Raw genomic sequence first — 18,305 nt, 5'->3', positions numbered from 1 at the left:
CCCGCCGGGCGGCCCGGGGGTCAACCGGTGGGGTCGATCTCCTCCGGGTCGCGGCCCAGCAGGACGGCCACCTGGTCGACCACGACGTCCCGCACGAGGTCGGCCAGGTCGTCCCGGTCGTGGGCCCGGATCTCCAGGGGGCGCCGGTAGACGATGATCCGCGGGGGGTGCTCGGTGCCGCCCTCGCGGTGGCCGGGCAGGACCCGGGCCAGCGGCACGCTGCCGTCGTCGAGCACGTCGGCGTCCAGCACCACCTCGTCGGGGCTGCTGTGGTCGACCCACGGCACGTCCTCGACGGCGAACTCGACCCCGGCGAGCTCCTTCTCCCAGCGTCGCTCCAGGGCCTCGACGGCGTCGAGGACCAGGTCGTCGAACTGCTCGGCGCGGCTGCGGGACAGCGGCACACCGGGCGGGACGAGGCGACCGCGCAGGCCACGGCCGTGCCGGTCGCGGCGGGCGCGTGCGGGGGGACGGTCCATGGCGCGGCGAGCCTACGACGGACACGGCCGCCCGTGCCCACCGCTGGGAGGACGGCACGGTGTGCCTCGTGACGGATGTCGGTGGGCGCGGTTAGTGTGCGAGACGTGAGGAACCGGTGGTGAGGCAGTCGCGACGCTGCTCGCGCAGCGGGTGCGCCCAGCCGGCGGCATCCACCCTGACCTACGTCTACGCGGAGTCCACGGCCGTCGTCGGCCCGTTGGCGACCTACTCCGAGCCGCACAGCTACGACCTGTGCGAGTTCCACGCCGAGCGCCTGACGGTGCCCCGCGGCTGGGAGGTGGTGCGGCACGAGGTCGACACCGACGACGCCGGTCCGACCGGGGACGACCTGCTGGCCCTCGCCGACGCCGTCCGCGAGGCGGCCCGGCCGGAGCCGGAGTTCGAGCAGGTGGACGCTCCCGAGGGCGAGTCCACCCCGCGTCGGCGTGGTCACCTGCGGGTGCTGCCGAACCTCCCCTGACGCGTCGTCGCGGGAGTCTCGGACCCCGTCGTTAGGGTCTGGACGTCGGTCCTGCCGGGCCGGCACTCCCGATCTGAGGCGGACTGCGGTGCCGGACCTGTCGACCATCATCAAGGCCTACGACGTACGCGGGGTCGTGCCCGACCAGTGGGACGAGTCCGTGGCCAGGGCCATCGGGTCTGCCTTCGCAGAGTTCGTGTTCCTCGAGACCGGCGCGTCGTCCGTGGTGACGGCGCACGACATGCGGGACTCGTCGGTGCCGCTGTCGCGGGCCTTCGCTGAGGGCGTGCTGAGCCGGGGTCTGGACGTGGTGGAGGCCGGTCTCGGCTCCACGGACATGCTGTACTTCGCGGCCGGCAGCCTGGACGTGCCCGGTGCGATGTTCACCGCCAGCCACAACCCGGCGCAGTACAACGGCATCAAGATGTGCCGGGCGGGTGCCGCCCCCATCGGGCAGGACTCCGGACTCGCCGAGATCCGTTCCTGGTCCGAGGCCCTGCTCGAGGGCGGGGACCCGTTCGACCGTGAGCCGACGGGTCTCGGGTCGGTGACCTCGCGCGACGTGCTCGCCGAGTACTCCGCCTACCTCAACGGCCTGGTCGACCTGTCCGGGATCCGCCCGCTGAAGGTCGTCGTGGACGCCGGCAACGGCATGGGCGGGCACACCGTCCCGGTCGTGCTGTCCGGGCTCCCGCTCGAGATCGTGCCGATGTACTTCGAGCTCGACGGCTCCTTCCCCAACCACGAGGCCAACCCGCTCGACCCGGCCAACCTCGTCGACCTGCAGGCCGCCGTGGTCGAGCACGGGGGCGACATCGGGCTGGCCTTCGACGGTGACGCCGACCGGGTGTTCGTGGTCGACGAGCGCGGCGAGCCGGTCAGCCCGTCCGCGGTGACGGCACTGGTCGCCGTCCGGGAACTCGCGCGCGGCGTGGGGACGACGATCATCCACAACCTGATCACCTCGGCCGCGGTGCCCGAGATCGTCCGGGAGCACGGCGGGGAGCCGGTGCGCACCCGGGTCGGGCACAGCTTCATCAAGGCCGAGATGGCCCGCACCGACGCCGTCTTCGGCGGCGAGCACTCCGCCCACTACTACTTCCGCGACTTCTGGCGGGCCGACACCGGCATGCTGGCCGCCCTGCACGTGCTGGCCGCGCTGGGCGAGCAGACCCGCACGTTGTCCGAGCTCACCGCCGAGTACAGCCGCTACGCGGCGTCGGGTGAGATCAACTCCACCGTCGCCGACGCGGCCGGGAGGGTGGCGGCGGTGCGGGAGGCCTACGGTGCCGACGAGGACGTCCGGTTCGACGAGCTCGACGGCCTCACCGTGCAGCTGCCCGACGGCGCGTGGTTCAACCTGCGCGCCAGCAACACCGAACCCCTGCTCCGACTCAACGTCGAGGCCCCCGACCAGGCGCGGATGACCCAGGTCCGCGACCACGTCCTGGAGATGGTGCGCGCATGACCGGTACCGCAGACACCCTCGGCATCGACCCGGCGCTGCTGGCGATCCTGGCCTGCCCGGACACCCACCACAGCCCCCTGACGCTCGACGTCGGGGCGGCCGAGCTGCTGTGCACGACCTGCGACCGCGCCTTCCCCGTCCGCGACGGCATCCCGGTGCTGCTGCTCGACGAGGCACGGCACCGCACGTCGTGACGGCATGACCGCTCCCGAGCTGGCCGAGGAGCTCTTCGACGCCCCCGACCTGCTGCGGGCCCGTGACCCGCAGGGCCTGCTCCCCGCCGTCGCCGGCGCCGGGGCCCAGGTCCGCGAGACCGCGCGGCTGACCGAGGAGGCCGGGCTGGCCCGGGTCACCGACGCCGGCCGCCCCCGGGGACTGGTGGTCGTCGCCCGCCGTGAGGGCGCCGTCGCCGCCGCGGTGCTCCGGGCCCTGCTCGGCGCCTCGAGCCCGGTGACCGTGGACGTCGTCCCGGGGCCCGACCTCCCCGTCTGGCTCGGCCCCTCCGACATCGCGGTGGTGGCCACCCGGACCGGGGCGGGCCGGTACGCCGTCCTCCCGGCCTACGAGGCGACCCGCCGGGGCGTGGCACTGGTCGGCATCGGCGCCGAGGGTGCGCCGCTGCACGCCGCGTGCGCCGCCGGCCGGGCGCCGCACGTCGCGCTGCCGGCCTCCCGGGTCCGTCAGGCCACGCTGTGGTCGTTGCTCACCCCGATGCTCCAGCTGGTCACCGACCTCGGCCTGCTCCCCGCGGGGGCCGCCGACCCCGATGCCGTCGCCCTCGCCCTGGACGAGGTGGCCGGCGACTGCGGACCTGCCCGGGAGACCTTCCTCAACCCGGCCAAGACCCTGGCGCTCGAGCTGCTCGACGCGCTCCCCGTGATCGCCGCGGAGGGTCCGCTCGCCGGTGCCGCCGCCGTCCGGGTGGCCGACCAGCTGGCGACCCTGACCGGACTCCCGGCCCCGGCGTTCCGGCTGCCCGACCAACGGGTGGCGGCGTGCGCGGTGCTCGGCGGGCCGCTCGCCCCCACCGGGGGCGACGACTTCTTCCGCGACCGCACCGACGACGAGGGGCGCCGCCTGCGGCTGCTCACCGTCCGGGACGCCGCGGGCGGTGACCGTGACGGCCGCAGCGCAGGCGAGGACCACTCCGCCGAGGAGGCCATGGCGCAGGTGTTGCGCACCGCCGCCGACCGCAACGTGCCCGTCAGCGCGCTGGCCGCCGCCGGTGACGGCCCCGAGGAGTCGCGCCTGGCCCGGGTGGCCCGGCAGATCGCCCTCGCCGACTTCAGCGCCGTCTACCTCGCGCTGGCCCTGGACGCCGAACGGAGCGCACGCTCGTGAGCGAGACCCCCACGACCGCCCCGGCCCCCGCAGCCGGCGGTGAGGCGCACGGCGGTGGGACGACGGCGATCCTCGCGGCGCTGGCAGCCAACATCGGCATCGCGATCGCGAAGTTCGTAGCCTTTCTGGTCACCGGGGCCTCCTCGATGCTGGCCGAGGCGATCCACTCCGTCGCCGACTCCGGCAACCAGGTGCTGCTGCTCATCGGCGGCCGCACCTCGAAGCGGCAGGCCACGCCCCAGCACCCGTTCGGCTTCGGCCGGGACCGCTACGTCTACGGCTTCCTGGTCGCCGTCGTGCTCTTCAGCGTCGGCGGGGTCTTCGCCGTCTACGAGGGCGTGCACAAGCTGCTCGAGCCCGAGGAGCTGACGAGCCCGGTCTGGGCCTTCGGCGTGCTGGGCGTGGCGATCGTGCTGGAGTCGTTCTCGCTGCGCACGGCGGTGCGCGAGAGCAACGCGGTGCGCACGCCGGGGGAGAGCTGGTGGGGGTTCATCCGGCACGCCCGGGCCCCCGAGCTGCCGGTGGTCCTGCTCGAGGACTCCGCCGCACTGACCGGCCTCGTCTTCGCCCTGCTGGGGGTCGGGCTGACGGTGGCGACCGGCAACGGGCTCTACGACGGGCTGGGGACCGTCGCCATCGGCCTGCTCTTGATCGCGGTGGCCGCGATCCTGGCGGTCGAGACGAAGAGCCTGCTCGTGGGTGAGGCCGCGACCCCGGAGATGGAGCGGCAGATCCGGGACGCCCTCGAGGGCGGGGAGCGGGTGCTCTCGGTCATCCACATGAAGACCCAGCACCTGGGGCCCGAGGAGCTGCTCGTGGGCGCGAAGATCGCCGTCGAGCACGACGACACGGCCGCCGCGGTGGCCCGGGCCATCGACGAGGCCGAGGCGCGCATCCGGGCCGCGGTGCCGATCGCCCGCGTCATCTACCTGGAACCGGACATCCGGCGCCGTGATGATCCCCACTCAAGCGCCGACACGAGGGTGCCGACAGCAGGAGGGTGACCCGTGCCCCGGTAGCGTCCCGGACGATGTGGCAGCTGACGAACACCATCCGGCACTACCCGTGGGGCAGTCACACCGTGATCCCCGAGCTGCTGGGGGAGGCCACCCCGGCCTCACAGCCGCACGCCGAGCTGTGGATGGGTGCGCACCCGGACGCCCCCAGCGTGCTCGCCGACGGCCGGACGCTGGACGTGGCCATCGCGCAGGAGCCCGACCGGTTGCTGAGCAGCGCCGTCCGGCACCACTTCGGTGACCGTCTGCCGTTCTTGATGAAGGTGCTTGCCGCTGACGCCCCGCTGTCGCTGCAGGCGCACCCGACGACCGCGCAGGCCGAGATCGGTTTCGCCGCCGAGGAGGCCGCAGGCGTCGCCAAGGACGACCCCACGAGGACGTTCAAGGACCCGTTCCACAAGCCGGAGATCCTCCTCGCCATCACCCCGGTCGAGGCGCTGTGCGGGTTCCGGCCGGTCGAGGAGTCCCTGCACTGCCTGGCCAAGCTGCAGCTCCCCGAGCTGAAGCCCACCATCGCCGCCCTGGCCCGCGGCGGCCTGCAGGTGGCGATCCCGCAGCTGCTGGCCCTGTCCGCCAAGCGCAGGCAGTCCCTGGTCACGGCGGTGGCAGAGAGGGCGGCGACGTTCGTCGCCGCCCACGACCCGGAGTTCATCAACACCTACCGGTGGGCCGCCGACCTCGCGAAGAGCTACCCCGGCGACCCCGGCGTCGTCATCTCGCTGCTGTGCAACCACCTGACCCTGGCTCCCGGCGAGGCCGTCTTCCTGCCCGCCGGCAACCTGCACGCCTACCTCTCCGGCGCGGGCGTCGAGGTCATGGCGAGCTCGGACAACGTGCTGCGCGGTGGCCTGACCGGCAAGCACGTGGACCTGGCAGCGCTCATCGAGGTGCTGGACTTCACCGACGGCCGGGTGCCGGTGATCCGCCCCGTCCTCGGCCCCGGTGGGCTGCGCTACCCGGTGCCGGTGGAGGACTTCGACCTCACCCGCGCCGAGCTCGGTGTCGACGCGGGCAGCCTGCGGACCCCGGGCCCCCAGGTGCTGCTGTGCACCGAGGGGACCGCGGTTCTAGGCACCGACGACGGGGAGCTCGTGCTGCAGAAGGGCCAGTCGGCCTTCCTCCCCGCCGGGATCCCGGTCAGCGCCCAGGGCCCCGCCGTGCTGTACCGGGCCACCACGGGACTGCGCGCGGTCTGACAACGGCGCCGCACAACCGGTAGCCTGGGCGACGGCACGAGCCCCGCCGAAGCCTCGGCATGCTCGCTCACGAACAGAACCGACGCAGCCGCAGCCCCTCTGGCGCGGCCGGGACACTCTGGAGCGACATGACCGCCTCTACTGGCGCACGCGTACTGACCACCGACGACTTCAAGGTCGCCGACCTCTCCCTCGCCGGCTTCGGCCGCAAGGAGATCTCCCTCGCCGAGCACGAGATGCCGGGCCTCATGGCCCTGCGCGAGGAGTTCGGCGAGGAGAAGCCCCTCGCCGGCGCCCGCATCGCCGGCTCGCTGCACATGACCGTGCAGACCGCCGTCCTCATCGAGACCCTGACCGCGCTGGGCGCCGACGTCCGCTGGGTCTCCTGCAACATCTTCTCCACCCAGGACCACGCCGCCGCGGCCATCGCCGTGGGCCCCGAGGGCACCGCCGACGCGCCGTCGGGCACCCCCGTCTTCGCCTGGAAGGGCGAGTCGCTGGAGGAGTACTGGTGGTGCACGCAGCGCCTGTTCGAGTTCCGTGACGAGTCCGGCACCGTCATCGGCCCGAACATGATCCTCGACGACGGCGGCGACGCCACGATGCTCGTCCACCTCGGCACCCGGTTCGCCGCCGACGGCGCCGTGCCCGACACCACCGAGTCCGACAGCGACGAGTTCTCCGTCGTCCTGCAGGTCCTGCGCGACACGCTCGCCCAGGACCAGCAGTACTGGACCCGCATCGGCGAGGCCGTCAAGGGCGTCACCGAGGAGACCACCACCGGCGTCCTGCGGCTCTACGAGCTCGCCCGCGACGGCCGCCTGCTCTTCCCGGCGATCAACGTCAACGACTCGGTCACCAAGAGCAAGTTCGACAACCTCTACGGCTGCCGGCACTCCCTCATCGACGGCATCAACCGCGCCACCGACGTCATGATCGGCGGCAAGGTCGCCGTCGTCTGCGGCTTCGGCGACGTCGGCAAGGGCAGCGCCGAGGCCCTCCGCGGCCAGGGCGCCCGGGTCATCGTCACCGAGATCGACCCCATCTGTGCCCTGCAGGCCGCCATGGAGGGCTACCAGGTCACCACGCTGGACGACGTGATCGGCACCGCCGACATCATCATCACGACGACCGGCAACAAGGACATCATCTCCGCCGAGCAGCTGGCCGCCACCAAGCACCAGGCGATCATCGGCAACATCGGGCACTTCGACAACGAGATCGACATGGCCGGTCTGTCCAAGACCCCCGGCGTGGTGAAGACGAACATCAAGCCGCAGGTCGACGAGTGGAAGTTCGAGGACGGCCACACGATCATCGTGCTGTCCGAGGGTCGGCTGCTGAACCTGGGCAACGCCACCGGGCACCCCAGCTTCGTGATGAGCAACTCCTTCACCAACCAGGTGCTCGCCCAGATCGAGCTGTGGGGCAACCGCGCGGCCTACGAGGGCAAGACCCCCGGCGTCACCGTGCTCCCCAAGCACCTCGACGAGAAGGTCGCCCGCCTCCACCTCGACGCCCTCGGCGTCAAGCTCACCGAGCTGTCCAAGGTGCAGGCCGACTACCTCGGCGTCCCGGTCGAGGGCCCGTACAAGAGCGACCACTACCGCTACTGAAAGGACCCCCTCGCCCCCGCGACGCGCTCCGCACGCCGCGGGACCCTGCGAGGGAGCCGTTCCAGCACGTCGCCTTCCGCACCCTCCCGGATCTCATCCGGGAGGGTGCGGTGCGTCCGGGGGTGCTCACGCACAATGGGGGGCGTGTCACCCGCTGCGTCACCCCCCGGTCCCTCCCGTGGGCGAGTGCTGGTCGTCGACGACGACGCCGCGCTGGCCGAGATGCTCGGCATCGTGTTGCGCCGGGAGGGCTACGAACCGGCGTTCGTCGCCGACGGCGCGCGGGCGGTCGCCACGTTCCAGCAGGTCCGGCCCGACCTGGTGCTGCTGGACCTGATGCTCCCCGGGCGCAACGGGCTGCAGATCTGCGCCGACATCCGCACCCAGTCCAGCGTCCCGATCATCATGCTGACCGCCAAGGGCGACACCATCGACGTCGTCCAGGGCCTCGAGGCCGGTGCCGACGACTACGTCACCAAGCCGTTCAAGCCCGTCGAGCTCGTCGCCCGGGTGCGCTCCCAGCTGCGCCGCGGGGAGACCGGGCAGGCCGAGAACCTGGTCATCGGCGACGTCGCGATCGACGTCCCGGCCCACCAGGTCACCCGCGGGGGGGAGGCCATCGCACTCACCCCGCTGGAGTTCGACCTGCTCGTGGCGCTGGCCCGCAAGCCCCGCCAGGTCTTCACCCGTGAGCTGCTGCTCGAGCAGGTGTGGGGCTACCGGCACGCCGCGGACACCCGCCTGGTGAACGTGCACGTCCAGCGGTTGCGCGCCAAGGTCGAGCGCGACCCCGAGCGGCCCGAGGTGGTGCTCACCGTGCGCGGCGTCGGCTACAAGGCCGGTCCGCCGTGACCTGCCGGTGAACCCGAGGGCCACGGCCCAGCGGTGGGCCCGGGCCCTGTGGCGCGCCTGGCGGTCGCAGCTGCAGTTCCGGATCGGGGCGATCACCATGCTGGTCGCCGGCATCGTCGTCGTCATCGTGAGCTTCGTGCTGTTCCGGCAGATCAGCGACCAGCTGCTGCAGGTCAAGCGGAACGCCGCCATCGACCAGATGCAGGCCGGGGTGTCCTACGCCCAGTCGCAGGTCTCCGGGATCGTCACCGGCGACGGCGCGAGCGTCCGGTCCACCCTGGACCGCACCGTGCGGGAGCTGCAGAGCCGCAACGGCGAGGCCGGCAACTTCGACGTCGTCATGGTCTACCGGACCGGCGACACCGCCCGCCCCGCGGCCAGCCGGCAGTTCCTCTACCCCGCGCTGCCGCCGGCCCTGGTCAGCGCCGTGGACGCCGGGTCGCAGAACTACCAGTACGCCGAGATGCCCGACGCCGGTCAGCAACCGGCACCGACGCTGCTGGTCGGCGCCCCGGTGCCCATCGACGGCCAGGGCGGGGAGCAGGTCGACCTCTACTACGCGTTCCCGCTGGACCAGGAGCAGGAGTCCCTCTCCCTCATCCGCAGCACGGTGGTGATCAGCGGGATCGCGCTGACCCTCTTCGTCGTCGGCATCGGGGTGCTGGTCACCCGACTGGTCGTCGACCCGGTGCGCCGTGCCGCGCGGGGGGCGCAGAAGCTCGCCGAGGGGCAGCTGGAGGAACGGCTGGCGGTGAGCGGGGAGGACGACCTGGCCCGGCTGGCCAGCAGCTTCAACGCCATGGCCGACAGCCTGCAGAAGCAGATCACCCAGCTCGAGGGCCTGTCCCGGCTGCAGCAGCGGTTCACCTCCGATGTCTCGCACGAGCTGCGCACCCCGCTGACCACCGTGCAGATGGCCGCCGAGGTGCTCTACGAGTCGCGCACCGACTTCGACCCGGCCGTCGCCCGCTCCGCCGAGCTGCTCTACGCCGAGGTCAACCGGTTCGAGCTCCTGCTGTCAGACCTGCTGGAGATGGGCCGCTACGACGCCGGGGTCGCGGTGCTCGAGCCCGAACCCACCGACCTCGCCCCGCTGCTGCACCGGGTCGTCTCCGGGATGGAGACCCTCGCGGAGCGGCACGGCTGCCGGCTCGACGTCCGCACTCCCGACCGCGCCGTGATCGCCGACGTCGACGCCCGCCGGGTGCAGCGGGTGCTGCGCAACCTGGTCGGCAACGCCATCGAGCACGGGGCCGGACGGCCGGTGGAGCTGACGCTGGCCGCGAACCGCACCGCCGCGGCCATCACCGTGCGCGACCACGGCGTGGGGCTGTCCTCCGAGGACGCCCAGCACGTGTTCGACCGGTTCTGGCGGGCCGACCCGGCGCGGGTGCGCACCGTCGGCGGCTCGGGGCTGGGTCTCTCCATCAGCCTGGAGGACGCCCGGCTGCACGGTGGCTGGCTGCAGGTCTGGGGCCAGCCCGACCAGGGTGCCCAGTTCCGGTTGACCCTCCCGCTGTCCCCGGACACAGAGCTCACCGGTTCGCCCCTCCCGCTGCGCCCGGCCGTCGTCCGTCGTCCGGGGGTGGCCCGGTGAGGGCCCGGGCCGGCTGCGTCGCCGTGCTGCTCGCACTGCTGACCGGCTGCACCACGGTGCCGACCAGCTCCCCGACAGTGCAGATCACCCAGGTCGCCGACCCGCCGTCCGACGTCGGGATCGAGGCGCTGCCCCCCGAGGCCGGCGCCAGCCCCGAGGAGGTCGTCCGCGGCTTCGTCGAGGCGATGGCCAGCACCACCCGCAACCACCCGGTGGCCCGCCAGTACCTGACCACCGAGGCGGCCGACACGTGGTCGGACACCGGCAGCGTCACGGTGATCAGCAGCGACTACGCCCCGGTCGCCACCGACGGGAGCACGGTGGAGATCACCGCCCAGCTGGTCGGCACCGTCGACGGACAGGGCGTCTTCACCGTCGGCGCCGAGCAGGTCTTCACGCGCACCTCGACCCTGGTGCAGGAGGACGGCGAGTGGCGGATCGCCGACCCGGTCGACGGGCTGGTGCTCCTGGAACCGGACTTCTCGCGCACCTACGACCAGGTCTCCGCCTACTTCCTCGACCCGACCGGCACCCGGGTCGTGCCCGACCCCCGGTTCTTCGTCGGCGGGGGCAACCAGCCGACGTCGCTGGTGGACCGGCTCATCGCCGGCCCCTCCACCGCCATCGCGGCCGGGGTGGCCAACCCGCTGCTGGGCTACGAGCTGCGCAGCAACGTCGTGGTCGAGCGACAGGTCGCCACCGTCGACCTCACCCGCACCGAGCCCGGTGGGGACGACGACGCCAGCGCCCTGTCCGCCCAGCTCGTGTGGTCCCTGGACCCGCTGGTGCGCGCGGTGCGGATCCGCATCGACGGCGAGCCGGTGGACGTCCCGGGGGTGCCCGACGAGCAGTCCGTCGACGACTGGGCCGGCCTGGACCCGGACTCGGTGCCGGTCTCCTCGGTCGGCCACTACCTCTCGTCCGGTGCTCTCCGGGTGGCCACCGACGGCTCCGCGGCCCCGGGACCGGCCGGCACCGGGGTGTACGGCCTCACCTCGGCCGCGATCACCGCCGACGGGCGCAGCGACGCCCTCGGTCAGCTGGCGGCGGTCTCCGGGAACGGGGGACAGGCCACCCTGCTGTACGGGCCGTACGGCGGGGACCTGGCGCCGCTGCTCAGCGCCACCACCCTCACCCCGCCGACCTCGGCGGCCACCCGGCCCGAGGTCTGGACCGTGCGGGACGGCGTCGAGGTCATCCGGGTCCCTGCCTCCGGCGCCCCGCAGACCGTCGCCGCCACCACCCTCGCCGGCCAGGGGCCGACCACGCAGTTCCGACTCAGCCCCGACGGGGTCCGGGCCGCGGTCGTGGTCAGCGGCGCCGACGGCGGCGAGCTCCTGGTGGGCACCGTGGTGCGCAGCGACGACCAGGTCGCCCTGCGGGACCTGCGCTCGGTGGCCCCCGCGCTCTCCCAGGTGGTCGACGTGGCCTGGCGCAACGCCGGCAGCCTGGTCGTGCTCGCCGGGGACGCCGCCGAGGACAGCACCGTGCCCTACTCCGTCAGCGTCGACGGCTGGGGGCTGTCGACGGTCACGCTGTCTGGGCTGCCGAGCCAGCCCACCGCGGTGGCCGCCGCGCCCAGTCGGGCCCCGCTGGTCTCGGCCGGCGGGACGCTCTGGCAGCTGGTGGGCGGGACCTGGTCGACGCTGGTCCGGGGGGCCGGCCCGCTCCCCGGGGAGGCGCCCCTCTACCCGCTCTGAGGACGGCGCGGACGCCGTCCTCCACACCGGTGGGGTCCGTCCACAGCTCGTCGGCGGGGCGTCCGCGGTGGACGACGGCCCACCAGGGTGGGGCCGTGGATGGACGCCGGGTGCTGCGCAGCGTGGTCGAGGACCTCCTCGCACCGCTCGCCGACCTCGTGCTGCCGCGGGTGTGTGCCGGGTGCGGGGGCCCGGGGGAGGTGGTCTGCCCGCGCTGCGCCCGGTGGTTGACCCACCCGCACCTGGCCCGGCCGCGGCGGCATACCGAGGGGTTCCCACCCACGGTCGCCGCCGGGCCCTACGCCGGACCGGTCAAGCCGGTGGTGCTGGCGTTCAAGGAGCACGGCCGGGCCGAGCTCGCCGGCCCGCTCGGCGCGGCCCTGGCCCTCGCCGTGGTCGGGGTCTGCCAGGCGGCACGGGACGGCCCCGGGCCGCTCCTGCTCGTGCCGGTGCCCAGCAGCCGGGCCGCGCTGCGCGAGCGCGGCCGGGACCACGTGGGGGAGCTGACCGTCGCCGCCGTGCGCGAGCTCCGGGGCTCCGGGCTGGACGCACGACGTGCCCGGCTGCTCGCCCGACGAGGGCGCGTGGCGGACTCCGCCGGGCTCACCGCGGCCGACCGCCGGGCCAACCTGGCCGGCACCTTCGTGCCCCGGCGGGGCCCGGGGGTGCCACCGGACGCGCTGGTCGTCCTCGTCGACGACGTGGTGACCAGCGGGGCGACGCTGTGCGAGGCGGCGGCCGCGCTGCCCGTCGCGCCGGCGACCGGCACCGTGCTGGCTGCCGTGGTCGCGGCGACCCCGGCCGGTGCTCGACCCCCGGTGACCGCTGGGCCAGGAGTGATCACGGTGCGTCACGGGCGGTGGGGGTGAGACGCCGTCGTTCACGTTGTGGTGCTGCCCCGCGCGGGGCTAGCGTCGGATCGATCACACCCGAGTTCGGGAGGTCACATGGAGATCGTCGTCCGAGGTCGCAACGTCGAGGTGCCCGAGCACTTCCGACAGCACGTCGAGGACAAGGTCGGCCAGCTGGAGCGCTTCGACGCCAAGATCGAGCGCTTCGACGTGGAACTGCTCCACGAGAAGAACCCACGCCAGTCCGCCAACTGCCAGCGCGTGGAGATCACCCTGCGGGGCAAGGGCCCGGTCGTCCGGGCCGAGGCCTGTGCGGCGGACTTCCAGTCCGCCCTGGACGCCGCGGTCACCAAGCTGGAGAACCGGCTGCGCCGTGCTGCCGACCGGCGACGGGTGCACCACGGCCGCCGCACCCCGGCCAGCGTCCGCCTGGACGGCGCGGCGTTCGCCGACGCCACCCCCGCGGTCGACCGTGAGCCGGCCCCCGTCGGGGCCGACCCGCTCGAGCCCGAGGAACACCTCCCCGGCCGCGTGGTCCGGGAGAAGCAGCACCCCGCGACCCCGATGACGGTGGACCAGGCCCTGCACGAGATGGAGCTCGTCGGGCACGACTTCTTCCTCTTCGCCTGCGCGGAGACCGGCATCCCGACGGTCGTCTACCGCCGGCACGCCTACGACTACGGCCTCATCCGGCTCACCGGTGACTCCGCCGGTGGCGACGCCGATGCCATCGCGGCCGACGTCGCGCGGGAGACCGCCGGCGTCTAGGGAGCGACACCCGCGCGCCCGCCACGAGTCCCCGGCCCCGTCCGGGGGCTCGTGGCGGGCGTGCGCGTCCCGAGGGGTCCTACTGGTTGCCCAGGACCCGGTCGACGGCGATCTCCAGGACGACCCGGGCCGGGTTCTCCCGCGGCTGGCGGTAGCGCGCGGTGTACCGCGTCACCGCGTCGGCCACCGACGCCGCGTCGTCCCGCAGGGTGGCCACGCCCTCCAGCGTGGTCCAGCGCCGCCCGTCCACCTGGCAGACCGCCACCCGTGCCGTCCCGGCGCCGTCCCGCACGTGCCGGGCCTTCACCGAGCTGCCCGAGGTGATCACCCGGGCGGTGCGGGTCTCGAGGTCGAACGTCACCCCGACCGGGACCACGTGCGGTGTGCCGTTGGCCCGCAGCGTCGTCAGGGTCGCCAGGTGCCGTTCGGTGAAGAAGGTGCGCAGGTCGTCGGAGAGCTCGTCGCGGGCCACCGGCGCAGGGTACGGCGAGGCCCACGGTGTGCCGTACGCCTGCGGAAGCGCGGTTGGCGCACGTGCGGCGGGGGCAGGACCGACCCGTGGAACTCCAGGGAGCGCGCGTGTTGGTGGCCGGGGCGACGGGCGTGCTGGGCGGTGCCCTGGCCCGGGGTCTGGCCGGCGCCGGCGCCCGGCTGGCGGTGACCGGCCGCGACCCCGACCGCGTGCAGGCACTGGCCACCGACCTCGGCGGGGTGCCCTCCTGGACCGTGGACGCCGTCGACGTCGACGCCGTGCGGGCCACCGTGGCCGCTGCCGCCGACGCCCTGGGCGGGCTGGACGCGGTCGTGGTCGCGACCGGGGTGGTGGCGTTCGGGCCGGCGGCCGACGCCGACGACGCCGTCACCGAGGAGCTGTTCGCGGTGAACACGCTGGCCCCGATGAGCCTGGTCCGGGCCGCGCTGCCCCGGTTGACCGACGGCGGCGCGGTCGTCCTGCTCTCCGCGATCGTGGCCGACGCGCCGACCCTGCAGATGGCCGAGTACTCCGCCTCCAAGGCCGCGCTGTCGGCGTGGGCGTCGGTGCTGCGGCGGGAGGTGCGAGCCCGCTCGCTGACCGTCCTGGACGTCAAGCCCCCGCACGTGGACACCGGCCTGGTCGACCGCGCGCTGGCCGGCTCGCCGCCGAAGCTGCCCGCCGGGTTCGACCAGCAGGCCGTGGTGGACACGGTGCTCGAGGGGATGCGGCAGGGCAGTCGCGAGGTCGTGCTGGACCCGAAGGAGAAGCGGCTCGTCCTGCGCTGAGCCGGGACGGTGGCAGGGCCGCACTACATTGGGCTCCGTGGTGTTCTCGAAGATCCTGCGCGCTGGTGAAGGCAAGCTCGTCCGGCGGTTGTCCAAGATCGCCGACGCGGTCGAGTCCCTCGAGGACGACGTCGTCGACCTCACCGACGCCGAGCTGCGGGGCAAGACCGACGAGTTCAAGGAGCGCTACGCCGACGGCGAGTCGCTGGACTCGATGCTCCCCGAGGCGTTCGCCGTGGTCCGCGAGGGCGCCGGGCGCACGTTGGGCCAGCGGCACTACCGCGTCCAGCTCATGGGCGGTGCCGCCCTGCACCTGGGCAACATCGCCGAGATGCGCACCGGTGAGGGCAAGACACTGACCGGTGTCCTGCCGGCCTACCTGAACGCCCTGACCGGCGACGGCGTGCACGTGGTCACCACCAACGACTACCTGGCCCGGCGCGACGCGGAGTGGATGGGCCGGGTGCACCGCTTCCTCGGCCTCTCGGTCGGCACGATCCTCTCCGGGGAGAAGCCGGCCCAGCGGCGTGAGCAGTACGCCCACGACATCACCCACGGCACGAACAACGAGTTCGGCTTCGACTACCTGCGCGACAACATGGCCTGGACCAAGGGCGACCTGGTCCAGCGCGGCCACCACTTCGCGATCGTCGACGAGGTCGACTCGATCCTCATCGACGAGGCCCGCACGCCGCTGATCATCAGCGGCCCGGCCGAGCAGTCCGCCAAGTGGTACGGCGAGTTCGCCCGCATGGTCCCGCTGATGAAGAAGGACCGGCACTACGAGGTCGAGGAGTCCAAGCGGACCGTCGCCGTCACCGAGGAGGGCGTCGAGTTCGTCGAGGACCAGCTCGGCATCGACAACCTCTACGAGGCCGTCAACACCCCGCTCATCGGCTACCTCAACAACGCGTTGAAGGCCAAGGAGCTCTTCCACAAGGACCACGAGTACATCGTCACCAACGGCGAGGTGCTCATCGTCGACGAGTTCACCGGCCGTGTGCTCGCCGGGCGGCGCTACAACGAGGGCATGCACCAGGCCATCGAGGCCAAGGAGAAGGTGGCGATCAAGGACGAGAACCAGACCCTCGCCACGATCACGCTGCAGAACTACTTCCGGCTCTACGAGAAGCTCTCCGGGATGACCGGTACGGCCCAGACCGAGGCCGCCGAGCTCAACCAGACCTACGGCGTCGGCGTCGTGCCCATCCCGACGAACCGCCCGATGGTCCGCGAGGACCGCTCCGACGTCATCTACAAGACCGAGAAGGCCAAGTTCGACGCCGTGGTCGACGACATCGCCGAGCGCGTGGAGGCCGGCCAGCCCGTGCTGGTGGGCACCGCGAGCGTGGAGAAGTCCGAGATGGTCTCCAAGGTGCTCCTCAAGCGGGGCATCCCGCACGAGGTGCTCAACGCCAAGAACCACGCCCGGGAGGCCTCGATCGTGGCCCAGGCGGGGCGGCTGGCCTCGGTCACCGTCGCCACCAACATGGCCGGCCGTGGCACCGACATCCAGCTCGGCGGCAACGCCGAGGTGATCGCCGACGACGCCCTCCGCGCCCGCGGCCTGCACCCCACGGACACCCCGGAGGAGTACGAGGCCGCCTGGGACGACGCGCTCGCCGAGGCCAAGGCCCAGGTCGCCAAGGAGCACGAGGACGTCGTCGACGCCGGTGGTCTGTACGTGCTGGGCACCGAGCGGCACGAGAGCCGGCGCATCGACAACCAGCTGCGCGGCCGCTCGGGTCGCCAGGGCGACCCGGGGGAGTCGCGGTTCTACCTGTCCCTGGGCGACGACCTGATGCGCCGGTTCAACGGCCCGATGCTCGAGTCGATGATGAACACCCTGCGGGTGCCCGAGGACCAGCCGATCGAGTCCAAGATGGTCAGCCGGGCGATCCGGTCGGCCCAGACCCAGGTGGAGCAGCAGAACTACGAGACCCGCAAGGACGTCCTCAAGTACGACGAGGTCCTCAACCGCCAGCGCACCGTCATCTACGACGAGCGGCGCAAGGTGCTCGACGGCGAGGACCTGCACGAGCAGATCGAGTCCATGCTCGACGACGTCGTGAGCGCCTACGTCGACGGCGCCACCGAGGCCGGGTACGCCGAGGACTGGGACCTCGACCAGCTGTGGACCGGCCTCAAGGCGCTGTACCCGGTGGGCCTGGACCAGCAGGACCTGCTCGACGAGCACGCCGACGGTGACCAGTCCGCGCTCACCGCGGACGTGCTCAAGCGCGAGCTGCTCGCCGACGTGCAGGCCCAGTACGAGGAGCGCGAGGCGACGCTGGGAGCCGAGGTGACCCGCGAGCTCGAGCGCCGCGTGCTGCTCAGCGTGCTGGACCGCAAGTGGCGCGAGCACCTCTACGAGATGGACTACCTGCGTGCGGGCATCCACCTGCGGGCGATGGCCAACCGCGACCCGGTCGTGGAGTACCAGCGCGAGGGCTACGACATGTTCAACGCGATGCTCGACGGGATCAAGGAGGAGTCCGTCGGCTTCCTGTTCAACCTCGAGGTGAAGACCAAGGAGCAGCAGGAGGCGGAGGCCAAGGCCAAGCAGGACACCGCCGAGGCCGAGGCGCTCGCCCGGGCCCAGGCCGGCAACGAGCGGGTCCTCGCCCGTCAGGCGGCTGCGGCCGCCGCCGCGCCGGCTGCGACCCCCGCAGCGGCTGCGGTGACCGACGGTGCGGCCCCGACGCCGACGGCCCGGCGCACCCCGAAGGCCCAGGCCCCGGCTCCTGCCGCCGAGCCCGCACCGGTGGAGACCGGCACCGGCCCGGCGCTGTCGGTCAAGGGCCTCGAGGAGCCCCGGGCCGACCAGCGGCTGAGCTACTCCGCACCGAGCCTGGACAGCTCCACCACCGAGTCCGGGCGGGCCAAGGCCGCGAAGTCCGCGACGGTCACTGGCACGAAGACCCCGGCCCGCAACGCCCCGTGCCCCTGCGGGTCGGGCAAGAAGTACAAGCAGTGCCACGGAGTGGCCGCCACCTGAGGGAACGGCCCCCTCGCAGGGGCCCGGGCCGCGCGGAGCGTGGGCCGGGGGGCGAGGGGGTCCTTCGTCAGCCGACCTGCAGGGCGGTGCACCGCCAGGCGCCGTCGATGCCCTCGAGCCGGGCGGCCACGGCGTGGGCGCGTCCGTTGCGGCGGGCCACCGCACTGACCTCGGCGACCCCGTCCACCGGCTCGGACACGCGCACCGAAGTGACCAGCAGCGGCCCGGTCCCCTCGGCGCACCAGCGGGGGCGCCGACCCCGGCTGACGGCGGTGAACACCGGCAGGGTGAACGAGGACCGGAGCTGGGTGAACGGCCGCCGGCCGGTGAAGGCCTCCAGGGTCAGGGTCACCAGTCGCCGTCCGGCGGTCGTGGGGTCGGGCAGGTCCAGGCGACGCGTGGGACTGGGGCCGAAGTCGCCGTCCTCGTCGACCACGTCCACCCGGGGGCGGGGGCCCGGGGTCCACACCGGGCGGGGTGGGCGGACGCCGAGCTGCACCAGCGACGTGACCGGGTGCGGGTCGATCGCCGGGCCGGGCGTGCGCACCAGGCGCAGGTGCACCCCGTGCGGGCGCGGGCGGCCGAACACGTCCCGGCCGGTCAGCCCGGGATCGGTCACCCCGGGGTCGGACAGCGCGGGGTCGGGTGCGGTCGTGGGTGCGACGGTCATCGTCGGTCCTC

Annotated in this window: 17 protein-coding genes; 14 read left to right on the top strand and 3 right to left on the bottom strand. The window is 73.3% G+C overall.

The window, feature by feature from the left end:
- Positions 1 to 20: 20 nt before the first annotated feature.
- A complete protein-coding gene (locus ASG36_RS16110) occupies positions 21 to 479 on the bottom strand; it encodes a metallopeptidase family protein (protein WP_055766053.1) in 459 nt (152 codons plus the stop codon).
- Between the two features lie 119 nt (positions 480 to 598).
- Between ASG36_RS16110 and ASG36_RS16105 the strand changes: the two genes are divergently transcribed.
- The 12 genes from ASG36_RS16105 (at position 599) to hpf (ending at position 13,366) form a co-directional block, all read left to right on the top strand.
- Positions 599 to 961: a DUF3499 domain-containing protein gene (locus ASG36_RS16105; RefSeq protein ID WP_055766353.1), complete on the top strand. Its 363-nt coding sequence runs from the start codon at positions 599 to 601 to the stop codon at positions 959 to 961.
- An 88-nt stretch (positions 962 to 1,049) separates the two neighbouring features.
- Positions 1,050 to 2,429 carry a phosphomannomutase/phosphoglucomutase gene (locus ASG36_RS16100; RefSeq protein ID WP_055766051.1) on the top strand — a complete coding sequence of 460 codons (1,380 nt, stop codon included), beginning with the start codon at positions 1,050 to 1,052 and terminating at the stop codon, positions 2,427 to 2,429.
- Positions 2,430 to 2,452: 23 nt separating this feature from the next.
- Positions 2,453 to 2,623 (top strand): Trm112 family protein, encoded by a 171-nt coding sequence (locus tag ASG36_RS16095; protein ID WP_369794096.1) that lies wholly within the window; start codon positions 2,453 to 2,455, stop codon positions 2,621 to 2,623.
- A gap of 4 nt (positions 2,624 to 2,627) precedes the next feature.
- The gene (locus ASG36_RS16090; protein ID WP_055766046.1) at positions 2,628 to 3,770 is read left to right on the top strand and encodes an SIS domain-containing protein; all 1,143 of its coding nucleotides are present in this window, start codon (positions 2,628 to 2,630) and stop codon (positions 3,768 to 3,770) included.
- Positions 3,767 to 4,774, top strand: coding sequence for a cation diffusion facilitator family transporter (locus tag ASG36_RS16085; RefSeq protein ID WP_055766043.1), 1,008 nt, complete (start codon positions 3,767 to 3,769; stop codon positions 4,772 to 4,774). The genes ASG36_RS16090 and ASG36_RS16085 overlap by 4 nt, the downstream gene beginning before the upstream one ends.
- 26 nt (positions 4,775 to 4,800) lie before the next feature.
- Entirely contained in the window at positions 4,801 to 5,982 is a 1,182-nt protein-coding gene (manA, locus tag ASG36_RS16080) for a mannose-6-phosphate isomerase, class I (RefSeq protein ID WP_055766040.1), read from the top strand.
- Between the two features lie 128 nt (positions 5,983 to 6,110).
- Positions 6,111 to 7,598, top strand: coding sequence for an adenosylhomocysteinase (gene ahcY, locus ASG36_RS16075; RefSeq protein WP_055766037.1), 1,488 nt, complete (start codon positions 6,111 to 6,113; stop codon positions 7,596 to 7,598).
- A 135-nt stretch (positions 7,599 to 7,733) separates the two neighbouring features.
- A complete protein-coding gene (mtrA, locus tag ASG36_RS16070; RefSeq protein ID WP_055766035.1) occupies positions 7,734 to 8,450 on the top strand; it encodes an MtrAB system response regulator MtrA in 717 nt (238 codons plus the stop codon).
- Between the two features lie 7 nt (positions 8,451 to 8,457).
- Positions 8,458 to 10,047 carry an MtrAB system histidine kinase MtrB gene (gene mtrB, locus ASG36_RS16065; protein ID WP_235495117.1) on the top strand — a complete coding sequence of 530 codons (1,590 nt, stop codon included), beginning with the start codon at positions 8,458 to 8,460 and terminating at the stop codon, positions 10,045 to 10,047.
- The gene (locus ASG36_RS16060; protein WP_055766032.1) at positions 10,044 to 11,747 is read left to right on the top strand and encodes an LpqB family beta-propeller domain-containing protein; all 1,704 of its coding nucleotides are present in this window, start codon (positions 10,044 to 10,046) and stop codon (positions 11,745 to 11,747) included. Before mtrB ends, ASG36_RS16060 begins: the two co-directional genes overlap by 4 nt.
- 95 nt (positions 11,748 to 11,842) lie before the next feature.
- Positions 11,843 to 12,616: a ComF family protein gene (locus ASG36_RS16055; RefSeq protein ID WP_157498852.1), complete on the top strand. Its 774-nt coding sequence runs from the start codon at positions 11,843 to 11,845 to the stop codon at positions 12,614 to 12,616.
- A 78-nt stretch (positions 12,617 to 12,694) separates the two neighbouring features.
- A complete protein-coding gene (gene hpf, locus ASG36_RS16050) occupies positions 12,695 to 13,366 on the top strand; it encodes a ribosome hibernation-promoting factor, HPF/YfiA family (RefSeq protein WP_082523197.1) in 672 nt (223 codons plus the stop codon).
- Positions 13,367 to 13,445: 79 nt separating this feature from the next.
- Here the strand turns inward: hpf and ASG36_RS16045 are convergent, their stop codons facing one another.
- Positions 13,446 to 13,838: a pyridoxamine 5'-phosphate oxidase family protein gene (locus tag ASG36_RS16045; protein WP_055766026.1), complete on the bottom strand. Its 393-nt coding sequence runs from the start codon at positions 13,836 to 13,838 to the stop codon at positions 13,446 to 13,448.
- A 113-nt stretch (positions 13,839 to 13,951) separates the two neighbouring features.
- On the opposite strand from ASG36_RS16045, the gene ASG36_RS16040 reads away from it, so the two are divergent.
- Together ASG36_RS16040 and secA are read left to right on the top strand one after the other, a co-directional pair.
- Complete coding sequence (locus tag ASG36_RS16040) at positions 13,952 to 14,626, top strand: SDR family oxidoreductase (RefSeq protein ID WP_235495115.1); 675 nt, start codon at positions 13,952 to 13,954, stop codon at positions 14,624 to 14,626.
- A 37-nt stretch (positions 14,627 to 14,663) separates the two neighbouring features.
- Positions 14,664 to 17,624, top strand: a complete 2,961-nt coding sequence (secA, locus tag ASG36_RS16035) for a preprotein translocase subunit SecA (protein ID WP_055766022.1) — start codon at positions 14,664 to 14,666, stop codon at positions 17,622 to 17,624.
- A gap of 67 nt (positions 17,625 to 17,691) precedes the next feature.
- Here secA and ASG36_RS16030 read toward each other — a convergent pair whose 3' ends face one another.
- Positions 17,692 to 18,294 carry an Rv3235 family protein gene (locus ASG36_RS16030; protein ID WP_082523196.1) on the bottom strand — a complete coding sequence of 201 codons (603 nt, stop codon included), beginning with the start codon at positions 18,292 to 18,294 and terminating at the stop codon, positions 17,692 to 17,694.
- Positions 18,295 to 18,305 lie beyond the last annotated feature (11 nt).

Origin of the sequence: Geodermatophilus sp. Leaf369, assembly GCF_001424455.1 — a bacterium.
GTDB lineage: Bacteria > Actinomycetota > Actinomycetes > Mycobacteriales > Geodermatophilaceae > Klenkia.
This window is presented reverse-complemented; position numbering and strand designations above follow the sequence as displayed.